A 23,424-nucleotide genomic window follows, 5' to 3' on the forward strand; every position below is an offset into this window, starting at 1 on the left:
CCGATGCCGGCAAAGTCGCTGATGTTCCAGGGAACAGGCTCCGATGTGGGCAAGTCCCTCATCGTTGCAGGTCTGGCGCGTGCCTTCAGTTTGCGTGGACTGAGCGTTCTGCCGTTCAAGCCGCAGAACATGTCGAACAATGCCGCGGTCACTGCGGATGGCGGCGAGATCGGCCGCGCGCAGGCGCTGCAGGCGCGCGGCGCCGGCGTGCCCCTCAGCGTCCACATGAACCCGGTTCTTCTGAAACCGCAAAGCGATATCGGTTCGCAGGTCGTCGTGCAGGGGCGGGTGGAAGGCAATGCCAAGGCGTCCGAATACCAGCATCTGAAACCGAAGCTTTTGCCGAGGGTGCTGCAAAGCTTCGAGATACTGCGGGAGAGAGCCGATCTCGTTCTCGTCGAAGGGGCCGGCAGTGCCTCGGAAATCAACCTGCGCAGCAACGATATCGCAAACATGGGCTTCGCCCGTGCCGCCGACGTGCCCGTGGTACTGATCGGCGATATCGATCGAGGCGGCGTTATCGCCAGTCTTGCCGGCACGAAGCTCGTCATAGACGCCGACGATGCAGCGATGATCCGTGGCTTTATCGTCAATCGGTTTCGCGGCGATCCGGCGCTGTTTGCCGAGGGCATGGACATGATCGGCAGATTTACCGGCTGGCAGTCCATCGGCCTTTTGCCGCATTTCGCCGATGCGGCACTGCTGCCGGCAGAGGACGCGCTTGGCCTCAACCAGAGCTTTGCCCGCAAGCCGGGCGCAAAAATCCGTATCGCTGTACCGATCCTGCCGCATATTTCCAATTTCGACGATCTCGATCCGCTGGAAGCCGAACCGGATGTCGAGCTTATCCGGGTGCGGCGCGGGGAGGTCATTCCCGGCGATTGCGATCTGGTGCTGCTGGTCGGATCGAAGGCGACGATTGCGGATCTTTGCGCCCTGCGCGAGGCCGGGTTCGATGTCGATATTGCTGCGCATCACCGTCGCGGCGGTCGCGTTCTGGGGCTTTGCGGCGGTTACCAGATGCTCGGCAGGCGGCTTTCAGATCCCGAGGGTACGGAGGGGCAGCCGGGCGCCGTCGAAGGACTTGGCCTGCTCGATGTAGAGACGGTGCTTGCCGGCACCAAGAGGCTCGAAGCCGTCTCGGGCACCAGTTTCGACGGCATATCCTTCGCTGGCTATGAAATGCATATCGGCCGGACTTCCGGCGTCGATTGCGCGCGGCCGTTTGCAACGATCGCTGGGCAGTCAGAGGGGGCCTGCTCGGCCGATGGGCGGGTTGTCGGCAGTTACGTCCATGGATTGTTTTCCGATGACGCGCAGCGGTCGGCGTGGATCACGCGACTGGGTGGGGGGGCGTCGGGTCTCGATTACGAGGCCAATGTCGATGCCATTCTTAATCGTCTTGCCGCGCATATGGAGCGGCATCTCGATCTGACCGGGCTGCTCAGACTTGCCAGATGAGAAGCGCCAGGGCGCCGAAAAGTCCGATCAGCAGCATATCGGCGATACGGGCGATCTTCAGCGCATCATAGATATCGTCATAGGTCAGTTCGGTGCGTCCGCCTTCGCCCATATAGCGGGCCTCGATCATCTCGCCCGCATAGCTGCGCGGGCCGGCGAGAGCGACGCCGAGAGCGCCGGCCATCGCAGCTTCCGGCCAGCCGGCATTGGGGGAGCGATGATGTCTTGCATCGTGGCGGATCGCCCTGATGGCATTGCCCGGCGATGCATCGCGGACGAAGAAGGCGGACGCGACGAAAAGCCCCGCGGTCAGCCGGGATGCAGGCAGGTTGATCACGTCGTCGAAACGCGCGGCCGCCCAGCCGAAGGCCTCGTGGCGCGGCGAGCGATGGCCGATCATGCTGTCGGCGGTATTGGCCGCCTTGTAGGCCGCGCCGGCCGGCAGGCCGCCGATGCCCATCCAGAAGGCCGGTGCAACGATGCCGTCGGAAAAGTTTTCGGAAAGGCTTTCGATCGCCGCGCGGCAGACGGCCGCTTCATCGAGCTGGTCGACATCGCGTCCGACGATCCTCGAAACGGCTGCGCGGCCGGCCGGCAGGCCGTGATGCTTGAGCGAGGACGCCACATCGCGCACATGCCGCTCCAGGCTCTTCTGGGCGGGAAGGCTGGCGGCGACAAGGATCAGCACGATCGGGCCGAGCGGAAGGGCAAGCAGGATATCCTGAAGGATGGCGCTGACAACGATGACCACCGCCAGAAGAACGAGCAAAGCCTTGATGCCCATGTTCTTGCGGGTGGCGAAATCGTCGGTTTCCCGGTTCCATCGGCGGTCGAGTTCCGATATCAGCCGGCCGATCCAGGTCACGGGATGGCCGATGCGCCTGAACAACCAGTTCGGATAGCCGGTGAAGCGCTCCACGATCAGCGCGAGAAATGCGAGAAGGAACATTGCGGTGGCTATCTCTGAAATGAGCGGCATTATTCAGCATGGCGGCAATCTTGCCAGGGCGCGTGCGCTGTTTCCCCAAGCGTCCGAGCCGTGGATCGATCTGTCGACCGGAATCAGTCCCTATTCCTATCCGCATTCGCCGATCCCCGGCAATGCCTTGTCGCGACTTCCCGAACCGGCATTGCTCGATGATCTGAAGAGAATTGCGGCGACGGCCTATTCCGCGCCGTCTTCAGCGCATATCGCCGCGGGACCCGGCACGCAGATGCTCCTGCCGGTTATTGCCGGACTTTTTGCCGGCCGTGTCGCAGGCAAGAGCGCGGCGGTGCTGTCGCCCGCCTATGCGGAGCATGCCCGCGCGGCAAAAATGGCGGGTTTCGACGTTACCGAGACCGACGACCTGAACCGCCTGGCGCGTGCCGATCTTGCCGTCGTGGTCAATCCGAACAATCCGACCGGTCGTATCGTATCGAAAGGCGATATGCTTGCTCTTGCAGCCTGCATGCGGACCAAGAGCGGGCTGCTCGTCGTGGACGAGGCCTTCATGGATGTATCGGAGGCGGAAAGCGTAGCCGGAGCTGTCGGCGAGGGCGGGCTTCTGGTGCTGCGTTCCTTCGGCAAGTTCTATGGCATGGCAGGCCTGAGGCTTGGCTTTGCCATCTCGCAGCCGGAGACCGTACGGCGGATCGAGGGCAGGCTGGGGCCGTGGGCAGTCTCCGGCCCGGCACTGCATGTTGCGAGCGAGGCACTGGCCGATATCGACTGGCAGGACGAGATGCGGGCACGCCTCGTGACACAGGCGGCGCGGCTCGATGGACTGCTTGCTGCCGCGGGTTTCGGCATTCTCGGCGGAACGTCTCTGTTCCGCACCATCCGGGATGAGCGCGCGCAGGCGTTGTTTCACCATCTCGGCAGCCGCGGCATCATCACCAGACGATTTGACGAGCGGCCGAATGATCTTCGCATCGGGCTTCCCGATGAAGGCGGATGGCAGAGGCTGGAAGCGGCCTTCCAAAGCCTTTAGCCGGCGAAGCGATCTCGCCAGCTTTGCTGCGCGCCTTCGACCGGCAAGGCAGTCGCCTCATAGACGCCACGTGCCACGGCGCGTGCGGTGACGAGCGTTGCGAGGTGGCAAAGTTCGGCAAAGGCCGTCATGTCGCCAAGGGGCTTTTTACCGGTCGCGGCGGAAAAGATCGTGTCGCCATCGCCCGGCAGATGGGCCGGCAGCACGGCGCGGGCGAGGCCGTCATGGGCCATGATCGACAGACGATGCGCCTGTGCTTTCGTCAGTGCCGCGTCGGTAACGACCACGCCGATCGTCGTTGCCGTCAGCTTTATACCTTTCATCCGAAGCGCGGAATGATCCTGGGTGAATTCTTTTGGCAGGCCGAGCCCGCCGAATTCGCCATCCCGCTCGAAAGGTGCTGCCCAGAAGTAAGGTTCATTGCCAATGGTTGCAGAGCCCATGGCATTGACGGCAAGCAGGGCTGCAATCCGGTGGCCGGTAGAAGTTGTGGCGCTGGCCGAACCGATACCGCCCTTGACCGTTGCGGTCGTCGCACCGGTGCCTGCGCCAACGGTACCGAGATCGAAGGCACCGTATCCGGCTGCGTTGAAGGCCTGATAGCCCATGTCCCGGTAAGGCGAGTGGAGGCCCCAGTCCTTGCTGCCGCCATTCAGCAGATCCATCAGGATCGCCTGCGGCACGATCGGGACTTTCGTCGTGCCGACCTCGAAGCCTCGGCCGATCTGGCGCAGACCTGCCTGCACGCCGCCAGCAGCATCAAGCCCGAAGGCCGAGCCGCCGGAAAGCACGAAGGCATCCACCGCCTGCACCGTCATCGATGGATCGAGAAGGGCCGTATCGCGCCCACCCGGCGCGCCGCCGAGAACAGAGCCGGAGGCAATCGCCGGCTCGTCGAAAACGATCGCCGTGACGCCGGAACCAAGCACGAGATCGGTGGCATGGCCGACGGCCACGCCTTCGATATCGGTGAGAAGGTTCAAAAGCGCCACGGGTTTTCCGTCACTCGATATCGAACTTGACGCCTTGCGCCAATGGCAGGGTGCGGCCGTAGTTCAGCGTGTTGGTGGCGCGGCGCATATAGGCCCTCCAGGCATCCGAACCCGATTCGCGGCCGCCGCCGGTTTCCTTCTCTCCGCCGAATGCGCCGCCGATTTCAGCGCCGGACGGGCCGATATTGACATTGGCTATGCCGCAATCGGAGCCCCGGGCGGAAACGAAGGTCTCGGCCTCGCGCATGTCGTTGGTGAAGATCGAGGACGATAGACCCTGCGGTACATCGTTATGCAGCGCCAGCGCTTCGTCGAATTCGGAGTATCGCATCACGTAGAGGATCGGCGCAAAGGTCTCTTCCTTAACCGGGCCGGTCTGCGTCGGCATCTCGATGATCGCCGGGCGGACGTAATAGGCGCCGGTGGCTTCACCATCGAGCACGCGTTCACCGCCGACAACCTTGCCGCCGGCAGCCTTTGCTGCCTCTAGCGCGGACTGCATCTTGTCGAAGGCGGCCTTGTCGATCAGCGGGCCGACAAGATTGCCGGCCGTCAGAGGCGAGCCGATGGTGACGGACTGATAGGCCTTGGCGAGGCGCGGAACCAGCGCGTCGTAGACGCTGTCATGGACGAAGAGGCGACGCAGTGTCGTGCAACGCTGGCCGGCCGTTCCCATGGCGGAGAAGGCGACGCCGCGCAGCGTCAGGTCGAGGTCTGCCGTCGGTGTAACGACTGCGGCATTGTTGCCACCCAGTTCCAGGATCGACCGGGCGAAGCGCTGGGCCAGCTTCGGGCCGACTTCGCGGCCCATGCGGGTGGAGCCGGTGGCGGAAACCAGCGGCACCTTTTCATGATCGACGAGAAGTTCGCCGATCTCACGGCCACCGATCAAAAGCGTCGACAGGTTCTTGGGCGCAGTGCCGCCATCGGCGATGTAGCGGGAAAGCGCCTTCTCGAAGATCGCCTGGGTGGCGAGTGCGGTGAGCGGTGTCTTCTCCGATGGCTTCCAGACGGTGGAGTTGCCGCAGACGATGGCAAGCGCCGCATTCCAGGACCAGACCGCGACGGGGAAGTTGAAGGCGGAAATGATGCCGATCGCGCCGAGCGGATGCCAGGTTTCCATCATCCGGTGTTCGGAGCGCTCGGTGGCGATGGTGAGGCCGTAGAGCTGGCGCGACAGGCCGACCGCGAAATCGCAGATGTCGATCATTTCCTGCACTTCGCCGAGGCCTTCGGACGTCACCTTGCCGACTTCGATGGAGACGAGACGGCCAAGCGCATCCTTGGCGGCGCGCAGTTCCTCGCCGAGCAGGCGGATCAGTTCGCCACGCTTCGGGGCGGGCACAAGGCGCCATTCGAGGAATGCCTGATGGGCCGCATCGATTGCGTTCTTGGCGTCGATGGCGCTGATTTCAGGCAGGTTGCCGATCTCTGTACCGGTAATCGGCGAGCGGACGGCAAGGGTGCCGCCCTTGTATTGGCTGGAGGCTACGCCGAGATCGGAAAAGATCTTGTCCACTTCGGCGGCTAGGTCGAGTTTGGCGAGCGTCATATCAGTCTCCGGTGTCTTGAATTCGGTGGTCAATCTACAAATCGGCGGGCTTTTCGCAACAGGCCGGCCGAGAAAGGTGTGGGCTCAGAAGCGTTCGCCGGTGAAATGGGTGATCTGGGCGCCGGCTTCGTAATAGGCCTCCCTGGCGGTACGGAAGCGCTGCTGCGTCACCTCGGTGAGCGGCAGCGGCAGGTCCTGTTCGGCGATCTCACCCAGTATGTGGAGGGCCAGAACCTTGCCGAAGGTCGTACCTGGCGAAATTCCGCGGCCGTTATAACCCGAGAAGCCGAGGACGTTTCTGCCGAACCTGTGGAAGCGCGGCAGGGCATTGTCGGTCATGCCGATCTTGCCATACCACTCGGATTCGAACTCGACGTCGCCCAGTTGCGGGAAAAGCCGTTTCAGTGAACGCCTCGCCCAGGCCTTGTGAACGGCAATTCCCGTACCGCGCAGGGCGCCAACGGAGCCGAAGACAAGCCGGCCGGCCTGATCCATGCGGAACGACGACAGCACTTCCTTCGTATCCCAGCAGCCTTCCGCATTGGGCAGGATCGAGCGGCGCAGATTGGCGGAAAGCGGCCTTGTCGCCAGATTGAAATAAGGCAGATGAACCTGCTCGCGGCGGACTTCAGTCCATGGGCCTGTCGAATAGGCGTCGGTTGCGACAATGATCCAGTCAGCCGACACCTCTCCCGATGCGGTCCTGACGATCTTGCGACGGTTCACCTCGTCAGTGGAGACAACGGCGCTGCCGGTGTGGAGCGTCGCGCCCGCCTTGATTGCCGCATGGGCCAAGCCGCGGGCGTAGGCAAGCGGTTGCAGGGTTCCGGCGCGCATGTCGAGCAGCGAGCCAGAATAGGCCTTCGTACCGATACGGCGTTCGGTTTCGGCTGCGTCGAGAATGGTCACCGGCGCACCACGCTTCTGCCATTGGCGCGCGCGCTCCTCCAGTTCCTTCATGCCGCCGTTGCCAACGGCGCAATGCAGCGTACCGTTCGTTTCCAGCTCGCAGGCGATGCCGTGCTTGTTGATCAGCTCGCGGACGAGATAGGGGCCATTGCCGAGCAGCTCAAGTGCGCGCTCGCCATATTGCTCGCCGAGTTCCTTCGGAAAATCATCCGGCATAACCCACATGCCGGCATTGATCAGCCCAACATTACGGCCGGCGCCGCCAAAACCGATCTCGGCCGCTTCCAGAAGCACGACATTGGAGCCTGCTTCGGCCAGGTGGAGCGCCGCGGACAGGCCGGTATAGCCACCGCCGACAATCACCACGTCAGCAGTCAGGCTTCCCCTCAACGGAGACGTCACGGGGGCAGGCGGTGCGGTTTTTTCCCACAGGCCGTGGGAGCGCTGATCGTCGAGCATCGAAGTTCCCGGTTTTTATGTTTCCCAGGACTTTACAGAGGAGGCATTGCGGTGAATATCGACATAATCTCAACAGGTCATTCGCAGGAGGAATGACATGCTTCCCCCGAGACGGTTCCTGCCGTCCTTTTCGCTTCTGTCCGCTTTCGAAGCTGCGGCCCGTACTGGCAGTGTTACCGCGGCTGCCAACGAACTCGGATTGACCCAGAGTGCGGTCAGCAGGCAGATCTCGGCACTCGAAAAGCAGCTGGGGGTGGAGTTGTTTTTGCGCGAACGGCAGACGATCAGGCTTACGCTTGCCGGAGATACCTATGTGCGCGAAGTGCGAGAGGCGTTGCGACGCATTTCCAACGCCTCGCTCAATCTGAAGGCCAATCCGGCCGGTGGCACGCTTAACCTCGCCATCTTGCCATTCTTCGGCACGCGCTGGCTGACGCCGCGCATTGGCCGGTTTCTCGATACTCATCCCGGCATGGTGATCAATCTGATTACCCGGCTTGAGCCGTTCGACTTCCGGTTCGATACGCTCGACGCGGCCATCCATTTCGGTGTTGCCCGATGGCCGGGGGCGGCACTCAGCTATCTGATGGATGAAGACGTCATTCCCGCCTGCAGCCCCGCCTTCAAGCAGCGGCAGTCGCTGATCGGCGCGCGCGATCTGCTCGGCGTACCGCTCCTGCACCTCAGCACCAGGCCGGATGCCTGGGAGCTTTGGCTTGCCCGCAACCAGGTGGCGTTCGATACTGTGCATGGCATGCTATGCGACCAGTTCGTGACCCTGGTCGAAGCGGCGCGCTCGGGCCTGGGAGCCGCGCTCCTGCCGCGTTTCCTGATCGCCAAGGAACTGGAGGAGGGAAGGCTGGTCAGCGCGATCGACTGCGCGCCTATGCCGACCGGTCAGTATTACCTCGCCTACATGCCGGACCGTGCCACCTATCCGCCGTTGGCTGCCTTTCGTGATTGGATCATGCAGGAGATCGAGGCCGATGCGCTTGCGCTGCCCGGCACCATCGGCCAATAGTCGATCCATGATCATCAGGACCGCGCGCGGTCGAAAGACGAGAAGAATCCATGAAGCCAATCTTCGTCCAGCTCCGCTGCAAGCCCGGCAAGACCTATGAAGTGGCCGATGCCATCTACAAGACCGAGCTCGTCTCCGAGCTTTACTCCACCAGCGGCGAATGGGACCTGCTGTTAAAAGTCTATGTCAGTGACGACGCCGAGATCGGTCGCTTCGTCAACGAGAAGATCGCCTCGATAGCGAATATCGAGCGCTCCTTGACGACTTTGACCTTCACTGCGTTCTGACTTGAAAACGATACCCTGGATAAGCGAAAGCCGCCTCTCTGGGCGGCTTTCGTGTTTGAAGCTTTTATCGGTGACTGCGATCAGGCGTGGGCTGCCGGCGCAGTGTTGCGAGCCGCGACCAGCTGGCTGATCGCCATCCGCACATCATCGGGTGTGTCGAAACGCTGCTCGTCCAGATCGATGACGTGGAATTTCACGGCGATGAATTTCAGCCGGTTCTCATCCGGAACGACAATGCCGACGGGCTCGCCGGCGAATTCTATGACTTGTTTCTGCATTACAGAACTCCCGCATTGGCTGCATCACGAGCAGCACAAAACGAATGATAAATTCAGGAACTTTGGGAACCGGAAGCGTTACATTCGACAGCACGGAAGGGAGCGGCATTCCGTACCAATCATATTGAGCGCATGCCGTTGGAAGGCAGCTGTGCATATGGTGTCGATCATGTCACGCTCCTTTTCCAGCGCTGCGTTTCTCGATCGGAATCAAATTCCAACTGTTGATCATTATAGCCGGCATCGGCATACTGATCAATGAAATCCTATTTAGGCAGAATATTTTTCTGCAAGATGACAGGATGAAGGCGATATTGTGAAAATACATTCGCAATTTCGGCGCCTTGTCCGATGCCCTTAAATTGGGTGGCTAACGGCCTCAAACAAGAGGCGGCCGTTTTTTAAATTCACGTGGGGTGATTTTCGAAACCATCTCGAAGCTTATCCATACAGAAAATCGCACTTTCCTGGCTCAGGCAAAGGGGCGCGATCAGGCGTATATGCCGCGCGCCTGGTGCGGCATGGCGAACGGCTTGGGCGAGGCCTGCCGAATAATCAGGGCTTTCATCTTTCAGTTGCAGTTCCCAAAGAAAACCGCCGCCGTCAAGCGACTTTATCGTCGGGAAATCGACCGAGAGCTGTTTTAAGCCAGCGGCAAATGTCTGGCCGATCGTTGCCGCGTGCGCTTGCGAATCCTGGTCGATTACGATCCGAAGGGCGGCCAAGGCCGTCGAGGCGTCGACCGGGCTGACCGGCAACGCATGGAGTTTGAGGATTTCGGCGCGGTCATCGTTGCAGAAGATGACCGCCATCGCGCTCGTGTCGCAGCTTCCGGCGAGGACGAAATCGGGTTCGGCATCCATTTGATCGGTTGCCCAGAGCGCGCTGCCGAGGCGACCATAGCCGGTGTGCCATTCGTCAAAGACGACGAGGTCGCCTTCCTTATGCGCGGCTGCGACGTCGTCCTCCGACATATCTAGACCGGGAAGCGGCTCTAAAATGCGTAGCCCGGTTTCGTTGTGGCTGCTTGTCGGTTCACTGTCTCCGGTCGGCAGCTCTGTCTCTTCGGCATTACGGTCTGCGACGGCGGCGCGAGACAGGGCGGTCAAAGCCGACTGGCGATCGGGAAACAGAACGGCACGGGGAGCGCGCCTTGGCGCTATATCCTCCAGCGCAGTGAGCAGTGCTGCAGCTTCCGCCTGCCCATCTCCTTTGGCCGCCATCAGCAGGTGCTGGCGATAGCTTGCAGCGGCGATGGCTGGGTGTCCGTGGCCGACCAGCGGGGCGGCGCCCGAAAGATCGATCTGCCGGCAGCCGGTTTCATCGAAGACGAATTCTCGCCAGCCGCGTGCCAACGCGCCGCCGGTCGCCGGCGGCGCGTCGCAGTCGGTGCGGAGAAGCGGAGATGGGGAAGGCGAAATGTGGCGCCAGATGGCCGCCTGGCTTGCAGCAGCGAAGAGCGGCGGCATGCGCTCATGGTCGCGCGACAGGCGTATCCGCAGGCCGCCGACCGAACCGTCCGCGCCACCGACCGAGCCGAGTTCGGCGCCGATCCGGACATCTGCGCCGACCGTAGTCTTCGAATTCATCCCTTCCAGTATGAGCGTCGCTTCGTCTCCGCGAAGCCGGAATTGTGGTTCCGTCTCGATCACGGTGCCGGAGAAGGGGGCGCAGACGGACGTGCCGGCCGGGAGACAGGCATCCACATGGAGGGCGAGGTTTCCCGCTTCGTTTCTGCCTGCGCCCGTGCGGCTTCGCGACAGGCGGTAGTCGCCATACCTTGTGCTGCCAATGCCCGTTTCCCATGCAACGCGGGCAAGAAGCTTCCAGTCGCAGTCTGCGTCCATCCAGTTACCATCGGAAAAAAGCGGGCTGCGCACGCCAAGATCGGCGGTTCGGATGCGTTCGGGGTCTATATCCGGCAAAAGCGGACCGAGCGTCAGCGGGACCGGCGCCAGATTGCAGGCATCGAGGATGGCCGCATGCATGTAAGCGCTGGTGACCGTCGAGGCTGCCGCAAGGATCTTACGGTTGAGGACTGCCGCATCCGCTGCGTCGCTATCCTGAGGTTCGATGGAGTGCCGGTTCTCGGCCGTTGCGGCGATCAAGGCCATGTCGGACATGACCATCGGCCAGAGCGCCTCTATCTCCTGCGGGTTCAGTGGGGCGACAGCGTGATAGGCCGCGATGGTCGAAAGTATGGATCGGGGCTCGCCGTCATTGCTCGCCAGAAGCTTTGCGCATGCCTTGGCGAGGGCTGCGACATGCCAGGTGCGCGACAGGCCTGCGATATTGTCGATGCCGGTCGGGCGCCAACCTTGCTCGCCGGTCTCGCCAACCAGGTCCTCCAAGGAAAGATCGGGCAATGTCAGCCCAAGCCGGAATGCCGGCGCCAGGGGGTGTATTCGGCGAAGCGCCGCAACCATGGTGCGGGCAATCATGTCGCGTGCCTGCTGATCCGTCACCTGTGAAAGCAGGGACACCATCTTCGGGCCGGACTTTGTCAGCTCATCTTCCTGCCCGCCATTCCAGATCTCCGTATCGAAATCTGCGAGGCTCAGCGAGAGGCTGGCGAGCAGCGTTCCAAGCGATGCCTTGGCGGACTCCGATAGCGTTTCGCCCAGTGGCGTCTTCTCGCCGTCGAGTACCGTCAGGAGGCGCAGGATGCGATCCTTGCCATCAGCCGATATCGCCACAATTTCCGGCCCGGCCTTCGTCGGGACCGGTTCGGGCACCGGTGGGCCATCCGGACTGCGGATGATGTGGCGCATCGCCTCATGTTCGGCTCGAAATGCCGCCTCGTTGGCCGGCTCCCTTACCTCCAGCAGATAGCGCAGATGGCCATTGTCGATGAGGAACCCGGCATCGTCGTCGCCTTCTACCGGGAATATCTGGCCGGAAAGCCCCCAGTGCTGGCGCAGCAGGCCTTCGACCGTCTCCAGCGAAAGTCCTGCCGCCGGATCTTCGGAGCGAACGGGTTCATCGGGGACGACAGGGGCATGCAGCACGTCTGGCGCGGCGTCCGACATTCTCGCTCTCCGGGAGGAACACGAGAATGAGGATAGCGCGCGGAAACGTCGTGTCCATAGGGGATTTCAGCGCTTTTTTAGCGCCGATCAGCCCATCCGCTCGGAGGCGTAGGAGCCGGGGCTCGGCGGAAAGACGACCGTACGGTTGCCGTTGATGAAGGTCCGGTGGTGAATGTGGGCGTGGATGGCGCGGGCCAGTACCTGGCTTTCCACATCGCGGCCAAGCGAGACGTAATCGTCGGGCGACTGGGCATGGGTGATTCGGGCGACATCCTGCTCGATGATCGGACCTTCATCGAGATCGGCGGTAACGTAATGCGCTGTCGCTCCGATCAGCTTCACGCCGCGCTGGTAGGCCTGCTTGTAAGGGTTGGCGCCCTTGAAGGACGGCAGGAAGGAATGATGGATATTGATGATCCTGCCCGACATTTTTGCGCAGAGCTGGTCGGAAAGAACCTGCATGTAGCGCGCCAGAACCACCAGTTCCGCGCCGCTGGCCTCGACGACTTCAAGCAGCTGCGCCTCGGCCTGCGGCTTGTTGTCCTTCGTCACCTTGATGTGGTGGAAGGGGATGTCATTGTTGACGACGAGCTTCTGGTAATCGAAATGATTGGAGACGACGCCGACGATATCGATCGGCAGCGCGCCGATCTTCCAGCGATAGAGAAGGTCGTTCAGGCAGTGGCCAAAGCGCGAGACCATCAGCAGAACCTTCATCCGCTCGGCACTGTCGAAGACTTCCCACTCCATGTCGAATTTTCCTGCCACCGGCGAGAAGCCGGCCATCAGGGCGTCACGATCGGTACCCTCTTCGGAAATGAAACTGACACGCATGAAGAACTTGCCGGTATCGAGGTCGTCGAACTGGGAACTGTCGATGATGTTGCAGCCCTTTTCGGCGAGGAAGCCGGATATGGCGGCGACGATGCCCCTGGTTGATTTGCAGGATACGGTCAGGACGTAGTTCTTCATCATCGGAATTTCCCCAGCGGCTGCATCTCAGGCGGCTCCCTCTTCTGTCGAAAGGCGAAGCCGATCTGTCTGTTCGTGTCTGAGCAATTCCGGATGCAAACCGTTTCCGCTTTTTGCCGGAAGTGCTCTGGCGGCGATGACCTATACGCGAAGGTGATGGGATTGGAACCTCATCTTGGTGCCAGCGATCAATTTTCTCTGACCGGTTTGCGCTTGCCATCACCCGTTGCTGCGTCACATTAGGGCGGGCGGCGCAAAATCCCGTTCCCGTAGCGTCTTTTGCGGGTGCATCACCGTCGCGTTCATCGGCTTTTGCAGTCTTCTTGCGGCATTAGCCATTTTCTAAGCCGGCCGTGCGACGTTGCCGAAACAGGATTGAGCGGAGGAACGGTGTGACCAAGCGCGAGACAGGGCTGAAGATCCAGGTTCGAAGGCTGCTCGGGGTTCTGTCCGGTCTCACCATTGCCAGTACGCCGGTACAGGCCGCCCAGTGCATGCGTGGCATCAATCTTGCCGGCGCGGAGTTCGGCACGGTCGGCCAGCCCTATGAACAGGGTTATATCTATCCGTCAGCACAGACGATTTCCTATTTCCGTGACCAGGGATTTACCGGCGTGCGTCTTCCGTTTCTCTGGGAGCGGCTGCAGCCCAAGCTCTATGCCAGGTTCGATGCAGCCGAGGTGCGGCGTTTGCGGTCCACGGTCAAGGCCATACGCTCGGCCGGCATGCAGGTGGTTCTCGATCCGCACAACTATGCCCGCTACCAGGGACAGCTGATCGGCTCCAATGCGGTGCCGCAGAGCGCGTTCGCCGATTTCTGGCGACGGCTCTCGGCCATGTTCGCCAATCAGGACGGGGTCATTTACGGCCTGATGAACGAGCCTTACGAGATCTCGGCGGAAGATTGGCTCTCGGCCGCTAACGGTGCGATCGCATCCATTCGCCAGACCGGCGCCGGAAATCTCGTGCTTGTGCCCGGAACATCTTGGACCGGCGCTCACAGCTGGACCGGCGGCGACTACGGGACGGCAAATGCGGCTGTCATGACCGGCGTTGCCGATCCGGCCGATAACTATGCCTTCGAGGTGCATCAGTATCTGGATGCCGATTTTTCGGGAAAGACCGAGGAATGCAGCCGGGCGGCAGATGCGATCAAGGCCGTCGGCGATATGGGCGAGTGGCTGGCTGCACAGGGGCGACGTGGCTTCCTCGGCGAATTCGCCGTCTCCACCATGCCTGCCTGCCAGCAGGCTTTGAAAGATATGGTCGCCGTGGTCGAAAGCCGGCCGGATGTCTGGCTCGGCTGGTCCTATTGGGCGGCGGGCGACTGGTGGAAGCCATCCGAGCCACTCAACATACAGCCGACGGAGGATGGCGATCGGCCGCAAATGCAGACACTGCAGGCGGTGTTCGCAGAGCGCAAGTCCTGCGGCGGCTGATCGTGCCCGGCGCAGTTCCGGACACAAAACCGCTGCGCGCTTTTGCTGGAATTGCTCTATCGCGGTGGGTACTGGTGCTCCGTGCCACGGAAATCGCTGACGGAATAGCAGTCGCCACCCTTACGAACGGCACTCTCGCCGATGACAGCCTTGCCGTATCCGCCGGGGATATCGAGCACATAAGTGGGTTGGCAGAGGCCGGAAATCGTGCCGCGTAGGGCCGAGACGATCTTCTGGCCCTCGGTGATATCGACGCGAAAATGGCTGGTGCCGGGGGCGAGATCGGGGTGATGAAGGTAATAGGGCTTTACCCTCGTCTCGACGAAGGCTTTCATCAGGTCGCCCAGCACTGCCGTATCGTCGTTGACGCCCTTCAGCAGCACTGTCTGGCTGACCATCGGAAATCCTGCATCGACCAGTCTTGCGCAGGCGGCGCGGGCCTGGTCCGTCAGCTCGCGCGGATGATTGGCATGCAGCGCGACATAGATGGTCTTTCCGGCCTCCTTGAGTGCCGCGACCAGCGCATCATCGATCTTGCCGGGTTCGACGACGGGAACGCGGGTGTGAAAACGGACGATTTTTACATGTTCGATCGCGGCCAGCCCACGCATGATCTCGACCAGCCTGCGCGGCGAAAGCACGAGCGGGTCGCCGCCGGTGAGGATCACTTCCCAGATCTCGGTGTGATCGCGAATATAGGCGAAGGCTGCGGCCAGTTCGTCCGCAGCCAGCGTGCCGTCGCCCTGCGGACCGACCATTTCGCGACGGAAGCAGAAACGGCAATAGACCGGGCAGATGTGTACCGCTTTCAACAGGACGCGGTCAGGGTAGCGATGGACGATACCCTTGACGGGGCTATGGGCCGCGTCGCCGATCGGGTCGGCAAGTTCTTCCGGTGTGGTCAAGAGCTCGGCGGCATCGGGCACGAACTGCCGCGCGATCGGATCGTCTGCATCGGCGCGGTCGATAAGCGAGACGACCGTGGGCGTCAGCGCGATCGCGTAACGACCGGCGACGGCGCGGATCGCGTCAAGCCGGTCCGCGGTCACGAGGTCGGCCGCGTGCAAGTCGTCAGGTGTCTTCAGGGGGCGGGCGGCGCTCACGAATGCACCTCCGCGACCGGCGCCCACATGACCTGCTCGATCCGGGTGGCACCCGTTGCTAGCATCGCAAGGCGGTCGAAGCCGAGGGCGGCGCCGCTGGCCTCCGGCATCATCGAGAGGGCGGCGAGGAAATCCTCGTCAATCGGATATGCCTCACCGTAGATCCGGGATTTTTCCGCCATCTCGTGTTCGAAGCGGCGGCGCTGTTCGCCGGCGTCGGTCAGTTCACCAAAGGCATTGGCGAGTTCGACGCCGCAGGCGTAAAGTTCGAAGCGTTCCGCAACGCGTGGGTCGCGGGCAGACGGACTTGCCAAGGCCGCCTCGCAGACGGGGTATTCGCAAAGGATCGTGGCGCGGTCCTGGCCGAGATGCGGTTCGATCTTTTCAACCAAAACCTTGCTGAACAGATCGGCCCAGGTGTCGTCCTCGGCGACACGCATGCCGGCGCTTCGGACGGCATCGGCCAGAAGGTCGCGGTCCGTATCGCCGGTAGGCGCGACGGAGGAGAGGAGATCGATACCGGCAAAGCGATCGAAGGCCTCGGCAAGCGTCAGTCTTTCGGGCTGCGCGAACGGGTCCGTCTCCATGCCGCGGAAGGAGAAGCGTTTCGTCCCGGTCGTTTCGGCCGCCAGTTTCAGCATGTCGGCGCAATCGGCCATCAGCTGCTCATAGCCTTCGCCGACTCTGTACCATTCCAGCATGGTGAATTCGGGATGATGCAGCGGTCCGCGCTCACGATTGCGATAGACGTGGGCGAAGGTGAAAATGCGCTCCTCGCCGGCCGCGAGCAATTTCTTGGCGGCGAATTCCGGCGATGTGTGGAGGTAGAGCGGAGCTGCCTGTCCATCGATCGTCAGCGCTTGCGTGGCAAAGGCGTGGAGGTGGGTCTCGTTGCCGGGCGAAACTTGCAGCGCCGCGGTATCGACCTCGATGAACTCGCGGGCGGCAAAATGAGCGCGCAAAGCCGCCTGGATACGGTTGCGACCGATGAGGAACGGGCGGCGGTCGGTATGGGCGGTTCTGGTCCACCAGGGGGAAGGGGATATGCCGGGTCGGTTCATGGCCGAGCTTTCTTCGCCTGTTCGGCCAATGCCGGGCTGGCTATTTTGCAGAATTTGCGTTAGTTGCGCCGGCAAGGAAACCCGAAAAGCATCTCTACGGCCATATTAGCCAGTCCTCTACGACGTGGCAGGCCGAGTTACAAGGAAGTCTTATGGTCAAGGTCATCGCCTCTTCCGTCCGCAAGGGCAACGTCATTGATGTGGACGGCAAGCTCTACGTCGTTCTCACCGCTGAAAACTTCCATCCGGGCAAGGGCACGCCGGTGACCCAGGTGAACATGCGCCGCATCGTCGATGGCGTGAAGGTTTCGGAGCGCTGGCGCACGACCGAGCAGGTCGAGCGAGCCTTCGTCGAGGACGTCAACCACCAGTTCCTCTACGAGGACGGCGAAGGCTTCCACTTCATGAATCCGGAAAGCTACGATCAGGTGGTGGTCGACGTCGACACGATGGGCGACCAGAAGGCTTACCTGCAGGAAGGCATGGTCTGCATCCTGTCCATGCACGAAGGCGTTGCGCTTGCGCTGCAGCTGCCGCGTCACGTAACGCTCGAAATCACCGAGACCGAGCCGGTCGTGAAGGGCCAGACGGCTTCTTCGTCCTACAAGCCTGCCATGCTGTCCAACGGCATCCGCACGTCGGTTCCGCCGCATATCGATGCCGGTACCCGTGTGGTCATCGCAACGGAAGACAATTCCTACGTCGAGCGCGCCAAGAACTGATTGGGTCAGGCCGGGACTTTGCTCCCGGCTCGATCTCCGAAATGAAAAAACCTCCGGGGCGAAAGCTCCGGAGGTTTTTGTTTGTCTGGATATCGTCAGGCAGGAAGGCCGGCGAACCGGCCATCCGTTGATCAGTCCTTGACGACCTTGGCTGAGGCAACTTCGGTTGCACCGGCCGAGCCGACTGCATAACCGGCGCCGATGGCGACGTTGAGCTGGACATAATCCTGCGCCATCTGCTGCACGGCCTGAGCGAGGTTCGCCTGCGCGGTCGAGACCTGGCGCTGGGCGTCAAGCACGTCGAGCAGCGAGGATGCGCCGTCGCGGTAGCTGGCGGTCGCAAGTTCGAGCGCTTCCTGGTAGGAGCGGACCGTGTTGCGCAGAGCGGAGACCGTACGGCCATCGCGGGCGACTGCTGCCAGTGCGTTTTCGACTTCCTCGACGCCGCTGAGTACAGTCTGCTTCCAGGCTAGGAAGGCTTCGCGGGCGGCAGATTCAGACGAGCTGACATTTGCTCTCAGCGCGCCGCCATCGAAGACCGGCAGGGACAGCGACGGGCCGAACGACCAGGACAGAACGCCGCTGTCGCTTCCGAGCGTGCGGCTAAAGGACGGCGTGATCGAGCCGCCCAGCGTGATGGCCGGGTAAAGCTGCGCTTCGGCAACACCGATGCGGGCGGAAGCGGCTGCCAGCTGACGCTCGGCGGCGCGGATATCCGGGCGGTTGCGGATCAGGTCGGCCGGAACGCCTCCCTTCGGGCTGAAGCGGGCAACCGGCTGGCGGGCGCCGCGCTGCAGTTCATTGATCAGCGAGGATGCCGGCTGGCCGAGCAGCGTCGCGATACGGTGCGAAGCGAGACGGAACTGGGTTTCGAGGCCCGGCAGTTCCGACAGCGTCGAGTTGACCAGACCTTCGGCCTGAACGACGTCGAGGCGCGATGCTGCACCGGCTTCGAGCTGCAGTCTCGTCAGGTTCAGCGTTTCGCGACGCGAATCCAGGTTCTGGCGGGTAAGCGCGATGCGCTCCTGGTAGTAGCGGGCATCGATATAGGCTGCCGTCACGTTGGACAGAAGCGTCATGCGCGCCACGTCGACGCTTGCGTAGCTGACGTCGAGATCGGCAAGCGCTGCTTCCTTGGCACGGCGGTAACGGCCGAAGATATCCAGGAACCACGAAACGGACGGACCGCCGGAAACGGAGGTCTGCTCGGAATAGGCGGTCGGGCTGGTGCTTTCGACGCCACCGATATGGCGGCTGCCGCTGCGATCGGCGCCTGCGGAAAGATCGAGTGCCGGGAATGCTCCGGCGCCGGCCGTGACAACCGAGGCCTGTGCCTGATTGATGCGCTCGAGCGCCTGGAGCACGTCGAGGTTCTGGGACAGGCCCTGCTCGACATAGCCGTTCAGGCGGCTGTCGGAGAAGGCGGTCCACCATGCGTTCTTTGCAACGTCACCATTGCTCGCCGTCGAACCTTCGGCGAACTTTGCCGGCAGAGAAATCTGCGGCGCGGCGTGATCCGGACCAAGCGTACAGCTCGAGAGAAGAAGCAAAACCAAAGGGGCGGCTGCGCGAGAGGATATCATCTTTGTCCCATAGCCCTAACTAACGGGCCCGCCTACGCGGGCATAATCTATCTAAGCCGACGATCATAATCAGACTCGGCGGCTGAACGCCATCAATCCATTAACGGATTCACACTGTCTTCTCCTGTTTTTCACGCTTTGATAACCGCCTAACGACAACAAAAAACGATGGAACGAAGAAAATTCCGAGCAGTGTTGCAGAAAGCATACCACCGAGCACTCCGATGCCGATTGCATTCTGTGCTGCGGAGCCCGCGCCGGTCGCAATCGCCAGCGGCACGACGCCGAGGATGAAGGCCAGCGAAGTCATGATGATCGGACGCAAACGCAATCTTGCCGCCTCCAGGGTCGCCTCGATCATGCCCATTCCACCCTCCTGCCGGTCCTTGGCGAACTCGACGATGAGGATGGCATTCTTGGCCGCCAGGCCGATCGTCGTCAGCAGTCCGACCTTGAAGTAGACGTCGTTCGACTGGCCGAGGAAGTAGGCCGCCGCAAGCGCACCGAGTACACCGATCGGCACCGCAAGAATGACCGAGAACGGGACGGACCAGCTTTCATAAAGAGCCGCAAGGCAAAGGAAGACGATCAGGACGGAGAGCGCGTAGAGCATCGGCGCCTGAGAGCCGGACAGTCGTTCCTGATAGGAAATGCCCTGCCACGCCACCGTGTAGCCGCCCGGAAGCGCGGTTACCAGCCGTTCCATCTCATCCATCGCTTCGCCGGTGCTTACGCCTGGCTGGGTCGCGCCATCGAGTGAGATCGCGCTGGTGCCATTGTAGCGTGCCAGCTGCGGCGTGCCTGTCACCCAGTCGAGCTTGGAGAAGGACGAGAAAGGTACCATTTCACCGTCGCCGTTTCGGGCATACCAGAATTTCAGATCGTCCGGCTGCATGCGATAGGGCGCATCGCCCTGCACATAGACGGGCTTCAGCTCATTGTTGAGGGTGAAGTCGTTGACATCGCGGCCGGCGAAAATGGTTGCCAGCATCGAGTTGACCGCCGCCAGGTCGACACCCATGGCCCCTAGCTTTTCCTGGTCGAGAAGGATTTTCAGCTGTGTTTCGGTGCGCTGGCCGCCTTCACGCAGGGAGCTGATGAACGGGTTTGTGGCACTCTCACGGATCAGCTGCTGCGAGACCTGCGTGAGGGCGTCGTTGCCGTTGTTGCCGCTGTCGACGATATACATCGAAAAACCGCTGGAATTGCCAAGCCCCTGGATTGCCGGGGGCAGAAGCGCGAAGACCTGGGCATCGCGCAGGCCGAAGAAATGCGCCTGAGCTCTTTGCATCACTTCTGCGGCCGATTGGCCTTCTCCTTCACGTTCGGCAAAGTCACGCAGCTTGGTGAAGACGATCGCGTTGTTCTGGCCGGAGCCGCCGAAGCTGAAGCCGAGGGCGCCGAAGACGGCCTCGACATTTTCCTTCTCCTCTTCGAGGAAATAGGCCTCCACTTTCTTCAGGGCATCTTCCGTGCGCCCGCTCGTGGCGCCGACCGGCGTCTGGATGATCGTCATCAGCACGCCCTGATCCTCCTGTGGCAGGAAGGAGTTCGGGATTCGCGTGAACAGAAGCCCGCAGCCGCCGACAATCACCGCGAACAGGATGAAGACGCGCAGCGGGCGCTTCAGCAGATAGCCGATGGAGCCGACATAGCCGTTCGTGGTCCGGTCGAAACCGCGGTTGAATTTTGCGCCGAGGCCGGTCTTCTTCTTGGCATGGTCGATCGGCTTCAGCATCGTGGCGCAGAGCGCCGGCGTCAGCACGATGGCGACAACCGCCGAAAGAAGCATGGCCGAGACGATGGTGACCGAGAACTGGCGATAGATGATGCCGGTCGAGCCGCCGAAGAAGGCCATCGGGATGAAGACGGCGGTCAGCACAAGCGCAATACCGATGATGGCGCCGGTGATCTCGTGCATCGACTTTTCCGTCGCCTCGACCGGCGACAGGCCTTCCTCGTCCATGATGCGTTCGACGTTTTCAACGACGACGATGGCGTCATCGACGAGAAGGCCGATGGCCAGCACCATGGCGAACATGGTCAGTGTATTGATCGAATATCCGGTCAGCGCCAGAATGCCGAACGTGCCCAGAAGCACGACAGGCACGGCAATCATCGGGATCAGCGTCGCGCGCAGGTTCTGCAGGAAGACGAGCAGAACGACGAAGACGAGCACGATAGCCTCTATCAGCGTGTGCACGACCTTTTCGATCGACAGCTCGACAAAGGGCGTCGTGTCGTAGGGATAGGTGATCTCGACGCCATCGGGAAGGATCTGCGCCACCCGATCGAGTTCCGCCTTGACCCTTGCCGCGGTATCCAGCGCGTTGGCGCCGGTGGCGAGGTTCACGGCAAAGCCGGCTGCGGGCTTGGTGTTGGAGCGCGAGCCGCCGCCATAGGATTCCTGGCCGATCTCGACACGTGCGACGTCGCTGAGGCGCACTGTCGCGCCGTCCTGTTCCACTTTCAGGATGATGCGTTCGAATTCGTCAACGGTGGTGAGCTGGCTCTGCGCCGTCATGGTGACGGTCAGCTGCTGGCCTTCCGTCACCGGTTGGGCGCCAAGCGAGCCTACGGACACCTGGGTGTTCTGCGCCTGAATGGCCGCGGTCACATCGGCTGCGGTCAGCTGGTATTTCTGCAGATCGAACGGATCGAGCCAGACGCGCATGGCATAGCCGGAACCGAAAACGTTGATGCTGCCGACACCCTCCAGCCGCTGCACCTGGTCCTCGATCGAGGTGGCGAAAATATCGCCCAGATCGACCGAGCTGCGCTTGCTGTCGGTGGAAACCAGCGCACCGACCATGAGAATGCTCGAGGTCGAGCGGGCGACGGAGATGCCTTGGCTCTGGACGACGTCGGGTAGCTGGGACTGGACGAGCTGCAGCTTGTTCTGCACCTGCACCTGGGCGATATCCGGCATGATGCTGTTGCCGAAGGTGAGCGTCACGCTGGAACTGCCGGTGGATGACGACGAGGTCATGTAGGTGAGATCATCGAGACCGGTCATGCCGTCTTCGATGATGCTCGTCACGGATTTCTCGACTGTCTCGGCGCTTGCGCCATTATAGGTGGCGTTGATGCGTACCGTGGTCGGGGCGATATCCGGATATTGGGAGATCGACAGCGTGGTGATGGCGAGTGCGCCACCAAGCATGATGACGATTGCGATGACCCAGGCGAAAACCGGCCGCCGAATGAAATAATGCGCCATTTTGAATGTCCTTGCCGCGTTCTTGGTCGCGTGTGGCGTTCAGGTTCGGGCCGCTTAAGGCTTTGGCTGTTCTGCGGGAGACTGGCCGGCGGGCGCCTGATCGACCTTGGGCTGCTCGACGACAAGACCCTGATCGTTGACGGTCGCCTCGACCGGCTGGACAGCCGCGCCATCGGCGATCCACTGGAAGCCATCGACGATAAGGCGGTCGCCATCGGCAATACCTTCGGTGACGAGCCAGTTGTTGCCCGAGGATTTGCTGCTGGTGAAGTTACGCGTCTCCACCTTTCCGTCCGAAGAGACGAATTTTGCCGAAAGCTCGCCGCGGGCGTTACGGGTGCCGGCTCGCTGCGGGATCAGATAGCCATTTTCGGTACCAACCGTGACGGTGGCGCGGACATACATGCCCGGCAGGATGATGCTTTCGGGGTTCTCGAAAATGGCGCGGATCTGGTAGGTTCCGGTGGTTTCGCTGACTGCGAGTTCCGCCATGTTCAACTTGCCGGTGCGGTCATATTTCGTGCCGTCTTCCAGCGTCAGGCTGATATCGGCGGTGCGTGGATCGCCATGAAGCCGTCCGGCAGCGATCGCCGAGCGCAGTTCGAGCAGATTGGTGCTGGAATCGATGAGGTCGATATAGATCGGATCGATGTTGCGCAGCGTCGTCAACGCGTCCGTCTGGTTGGCGGTGACGATATTGCCGATGCTGACATTCGAAATGGTGGTGATGCCATCGAACGGTGCGCGAATTTTAGTCAGGTCGAGATCGATGCGTGCGGCATTCAGCGCGGCCTTGGCCGATTCGACATCTGCCTGCGCCTGCAGCAACGTTACCTTGGCGTTTTCGTATTCGATCTGGGTTGCACCGCTGTTGACCAGCCGCTCATAGCGCGTCAGGTTCGCCTGGGCCGCGGGAATGCTGACCTCGGCTTTCTGCAACGAGGCTTCCGCCTGGGCGACCGTCGCCGCATAGGTGTCGTCCTCGATCTGGTAGAGAATATCGCCTGCCTTGACCTCGTTTCCTTCCCTGAAGGTAATCTCGCTCACTGCGCCGGTGACGCGCGGGCGGATGCCGGCAGTCTGGAATGCGACAGCGCGGCCGGGCAGGATATTGGTGATCGGCCGCTCGGCCTTCTGCATGACGACGACACTTACCGGCTGCGGTGGGCGCTCTGCCGCGGCACCCGCATTGCCGGCGCCACCCTCGCCCTGTTCACTGCAGGCCGCGAGCGCCAGAGAGGCTAAGAGAGGCAGGATCAGTCTGTGTCCGTTCATGGGGCCGTCCAAGCAAAAGGGAGTGAGTTGCTGCGATGCCGGGCGCATCTTCGCTCGGCTCGGCTTGTCAGATAGGGCGGCATTTCCA

Annotated in this window: 18 protein-coding genes; 6 read left to right on the top strand and 12 right to left on the bottom strand. The window is 61.9% G+C overall.

The genetic code is table 11. The features are described 5' to 3' along the window. Positions 1-3: 3 nt before the first annotated feature. Positions 4-1,461, top strand: coding sequence for a cobyric acid synthase (locus tag AC0JZ4_RS06210; protein ID WP_471885541.1), 1,458 nt, complete (start codon positions 4-6; stop codon positions 1,459-1,461). Here the strand turns inward: AC0JZ4_RS06210 and cbiB are convergent. Next, a complete protein-coding gene (gene cbiB, locus AC0JZ4_RS06215; RefSeq protein ID WP_471885542.1) occupies positions 1,445-2,410 on the bottom strand; it encodes an adenosylcobinamide-phosphate synthase CbiB in 966 nt (321 codons plus the stop codon). The two genes, AC0JZ4_RS06210 and cbiB, sit on opposite strands and share 17 nt — an antisense overlap. A 19-nt stretch (positions 2,411-2,429) precedes the next feature. Here cbiB and cobD point away from each other — a divergent pair, with 19 nt between their 5' ends. After that, entirely contained in the window at positions 2,430-3,434 is a 1,005-nt protein-coding gene (cobD, locus tag AC0JZ4_RS06220) for a threonine-phosphate decarboxylase CobD (RefSeq protein ID WP_471887813.1), read from the top strand. Here the strand turns inward: cobD and AC0JZ4_RS06225 are convergent. The 3 genes from AC0JZ4_RS06225 to AC0JZ4_RS06235 all read right to left on the bottom strand — a co-directional run bounded on the left by AC0JZ4_RS06225 (position 3,431) and on the right by AC0JZ4_RS06235 (position 7,346). After that, entirely contained in the window at positions 3,431-4,426 is a 996-nt protein-coding gene (locus tag AC0JZ4_RS06225; RefSeq protein ID WP_471885543.1) for a P1 family peptidase, read from the bottom strand. The two genes, cobD and AC0JZ4_RS06225, sit on opposite strands and share 4 nt — an antisense overlap. A gap of 10 nt (positions 4,427-4,436) precedes the next feature. Next, positions 4,437-5,978 carry an L-piperidine-6-carboxylate dehydrogenase gene (amaB, locus tag AC0JZ4_RS06230; protein ID WP_471885544.1) on the bottom strand — a complete coding sequence of 514 codons (1,542 nt, stop codon included), beginning with the start codon at positions 5,976-5,978 and terminating at the stop codon, positions 4,437-4,439. 84 nt (positions 5,979-6,062) lie between these two features. Beyond that, positions 6,063-7,346: an NAD(P)/FAD-dependent oxidoreductase gene (locus AC0JZ4_RS06235; protein ID WP_471885545.1), complete on the bottom strand. Its 1,284-nt coding sequence runs from the start codon at positions 7,344-7,346 to the stop codon at positions 6,063-6,065. Positions 7,347-7,443: 97 nt separating this feature from the next. Here AC0JZ4_RS06235 and AC0JZ4_RS06240 point away from each other — a divergent pair, with 97 nt between their 5' ends. Then, positions 7,444-8,367 carry a LysR family transcriptional regulator gene (locus AC0JZ4_RS06240; protein WP_471885546.1) on the top strand — a complete coding sequence of 308 codons (924 nt, stop codon included), beginning with the start codon at positions 7,444-7,446 and terminating at the stop codon, positions 8,365-8,367. 50 nt (positions 8,368-8,417) lie between these two features. Further along, positions 8,418-8,654 (top strand): Lrp/AsnC ligand binding domain-containing protein, encoded by a 237-nt coding sequence (locus AC0JZ4_RS06245; protein WP_471885547.1) that lies wholly within the window; start codon positions 8,418-8,420, stop codon positions 8,652-8,654. Between the two features lie 80 nt (positions 8,655-8,734). Here the strand turns inward: AC0JZ4_RS06245 and AC0JZ4_RS06250 are convergent, their stop codons facing one another. From AC0JZ4_RS06250 to purU, 3 genes are all read right to left on the bottom strand, one after another. Then, positions 8,735-8,932: a hypothetical protein gene (locus tag AC0JZ4_RS06250; RefSeq protein ID WP_471885548.1), complete on the bottom strand. Its 198-nt coding sequence runs from the start codon at positions 8,930-8,932 to the stop codon at positions 8,735-8,737. A gap of 407 nt (positions 8,933-9,339) precedes the next feature. Beyond that, positions 9,340-11,961 carry an aminotransferase class III-fold pyridoxal phosphate-dependent enzyme gene (locus AC0JZ4_RS06255; protein WP_471885549.1) on the bottom strand — a complete coding sequence of 874 codons (2,622 nt, stop codon included), beginning with the start codon at positions 11,959-11,961 and terminating at the stop codon, positions 9,340-9,342. Between the two features lie 87 nt (positions 11,962-12,048). Next, positions 12,049-12,933, bottom strand: coding sequence for a formyltetrahydrofolate deformylase (gene purU / locus AC0JZ4_RS06260; RefSeq protein WP_471887814.1), 885 nt, complete (start codon positions 12,931-12,933; stop codon positions 12,049-12,051). Between the two features lie 392 nt (positions 12,934-13,325). Here purU and AC0JZ4_RS06265 point away from each other — a divergent pair, with 392 nt between their 5' ends. Next, positions 13,326-14,372 (top strand): glycoside hydrolase family 5 protein, encoded by a 1,047-nt coding sequence (locus AC0JZ4_RS06265; RefSeq protein WP_471885550.1) that lies wholly within the window; start codon positions 13,326-13,328, stop codon positions 14,370-14,372. Positions 14,373-14,428: 56 nt separating this feature from the next. On the opposite strand, the gene AC0JZ4_RS06270 is transcribed toward AC0JZ4_RS06265, so the two are convergent. Further along, complete coding sequence (locus AC0JZ4_RS06270; protein WP_471887815.1) at positions 14,429-15,457, bottom strand: lysine-2,3-aminomutase-like protein; 1,029 nt, start codon at positions 15,455-15,457, stop codon at positions 14,429-14,431. A gap of 14 nt (positions 15,458-15,471) precedes the next feature. Further along, positions 15,472-16,536 carry an EF-P lysine aminoacylase EpmA gene (gene epmA, locus AC0JZ4_RS06275; RefSeq protein ID WP_471885551.1) on the bottom strand — a complete coding sequence of 355 codons (1,065 nt, stop codon included), beginning with the start codon at positions 16,534-16,536 and terminating at the stop codon, positions 15,472-15,474. 152 nt (positions 16,537-16,688) lie between these two features. Between epmA and efp the strand changes: the two genes are divergently transcribed. After that, a complete protein-coding gene (gene efp / locus AC0JZ4_RS06280; protein ID WP_471885552.1) occupies positions 16,689-17,258 on the top strand; it encodes an elongation factor P in 570 nt (189 codons plus the stop codon). A gap of 131 nt (positions 17,259-17,389) precedes the next feature. Here the strand turns inward: efp and AC0JZ4_RS06285 are convergent, their stop codons facing one another. The 3 genes from AC0JZ4_RS06285 to AC0JZ4_RS06295 form a co-directional block, all read right to left on the bottom strand. Further along, positions 17,390-18,841 (bottom strand): efflux transporter outer membrane subunit, encoded by a 1,452-nt coding sequence (locus tag AC0JZ4_RS06285; protein WP_471885553.1) that lies wholly within the window; start codon positions 18,839-18,841, stop codon positions 17,390-17,392. 109 nt (positions 18,842-18,950) lie between these two features. Beyond that, complete coding sequence (locus AC0JZ4_RS06290) at positions 18,951-22,061, bottom strand: efflux RND transporter permease subunit (protein WP_471885554.1); 3,111 nt, start codon at positions 22,059-22,061, stop codon at positions 18,951-18,953. A 54-nt stretch (positions 22,062-22,115) separates the two neighbouring features. Further along, on the bottom strand, positions 22,116-23,336 hold the full coding sequence (locus AC0JZ4_RS06295; protein WP_471885555.1) for an efflux RND transporter periplasmic adaptor subunit: 1,221 nt from the start codon (positions 23,334-23,336) through the stop codon (positions 22,116-22,118). Positions 23,337-23,424 lie beyond the last annotated feature (88 nt).

The organism is [Rhizobium] kunmingense (genome assembly GCF_977018605.1).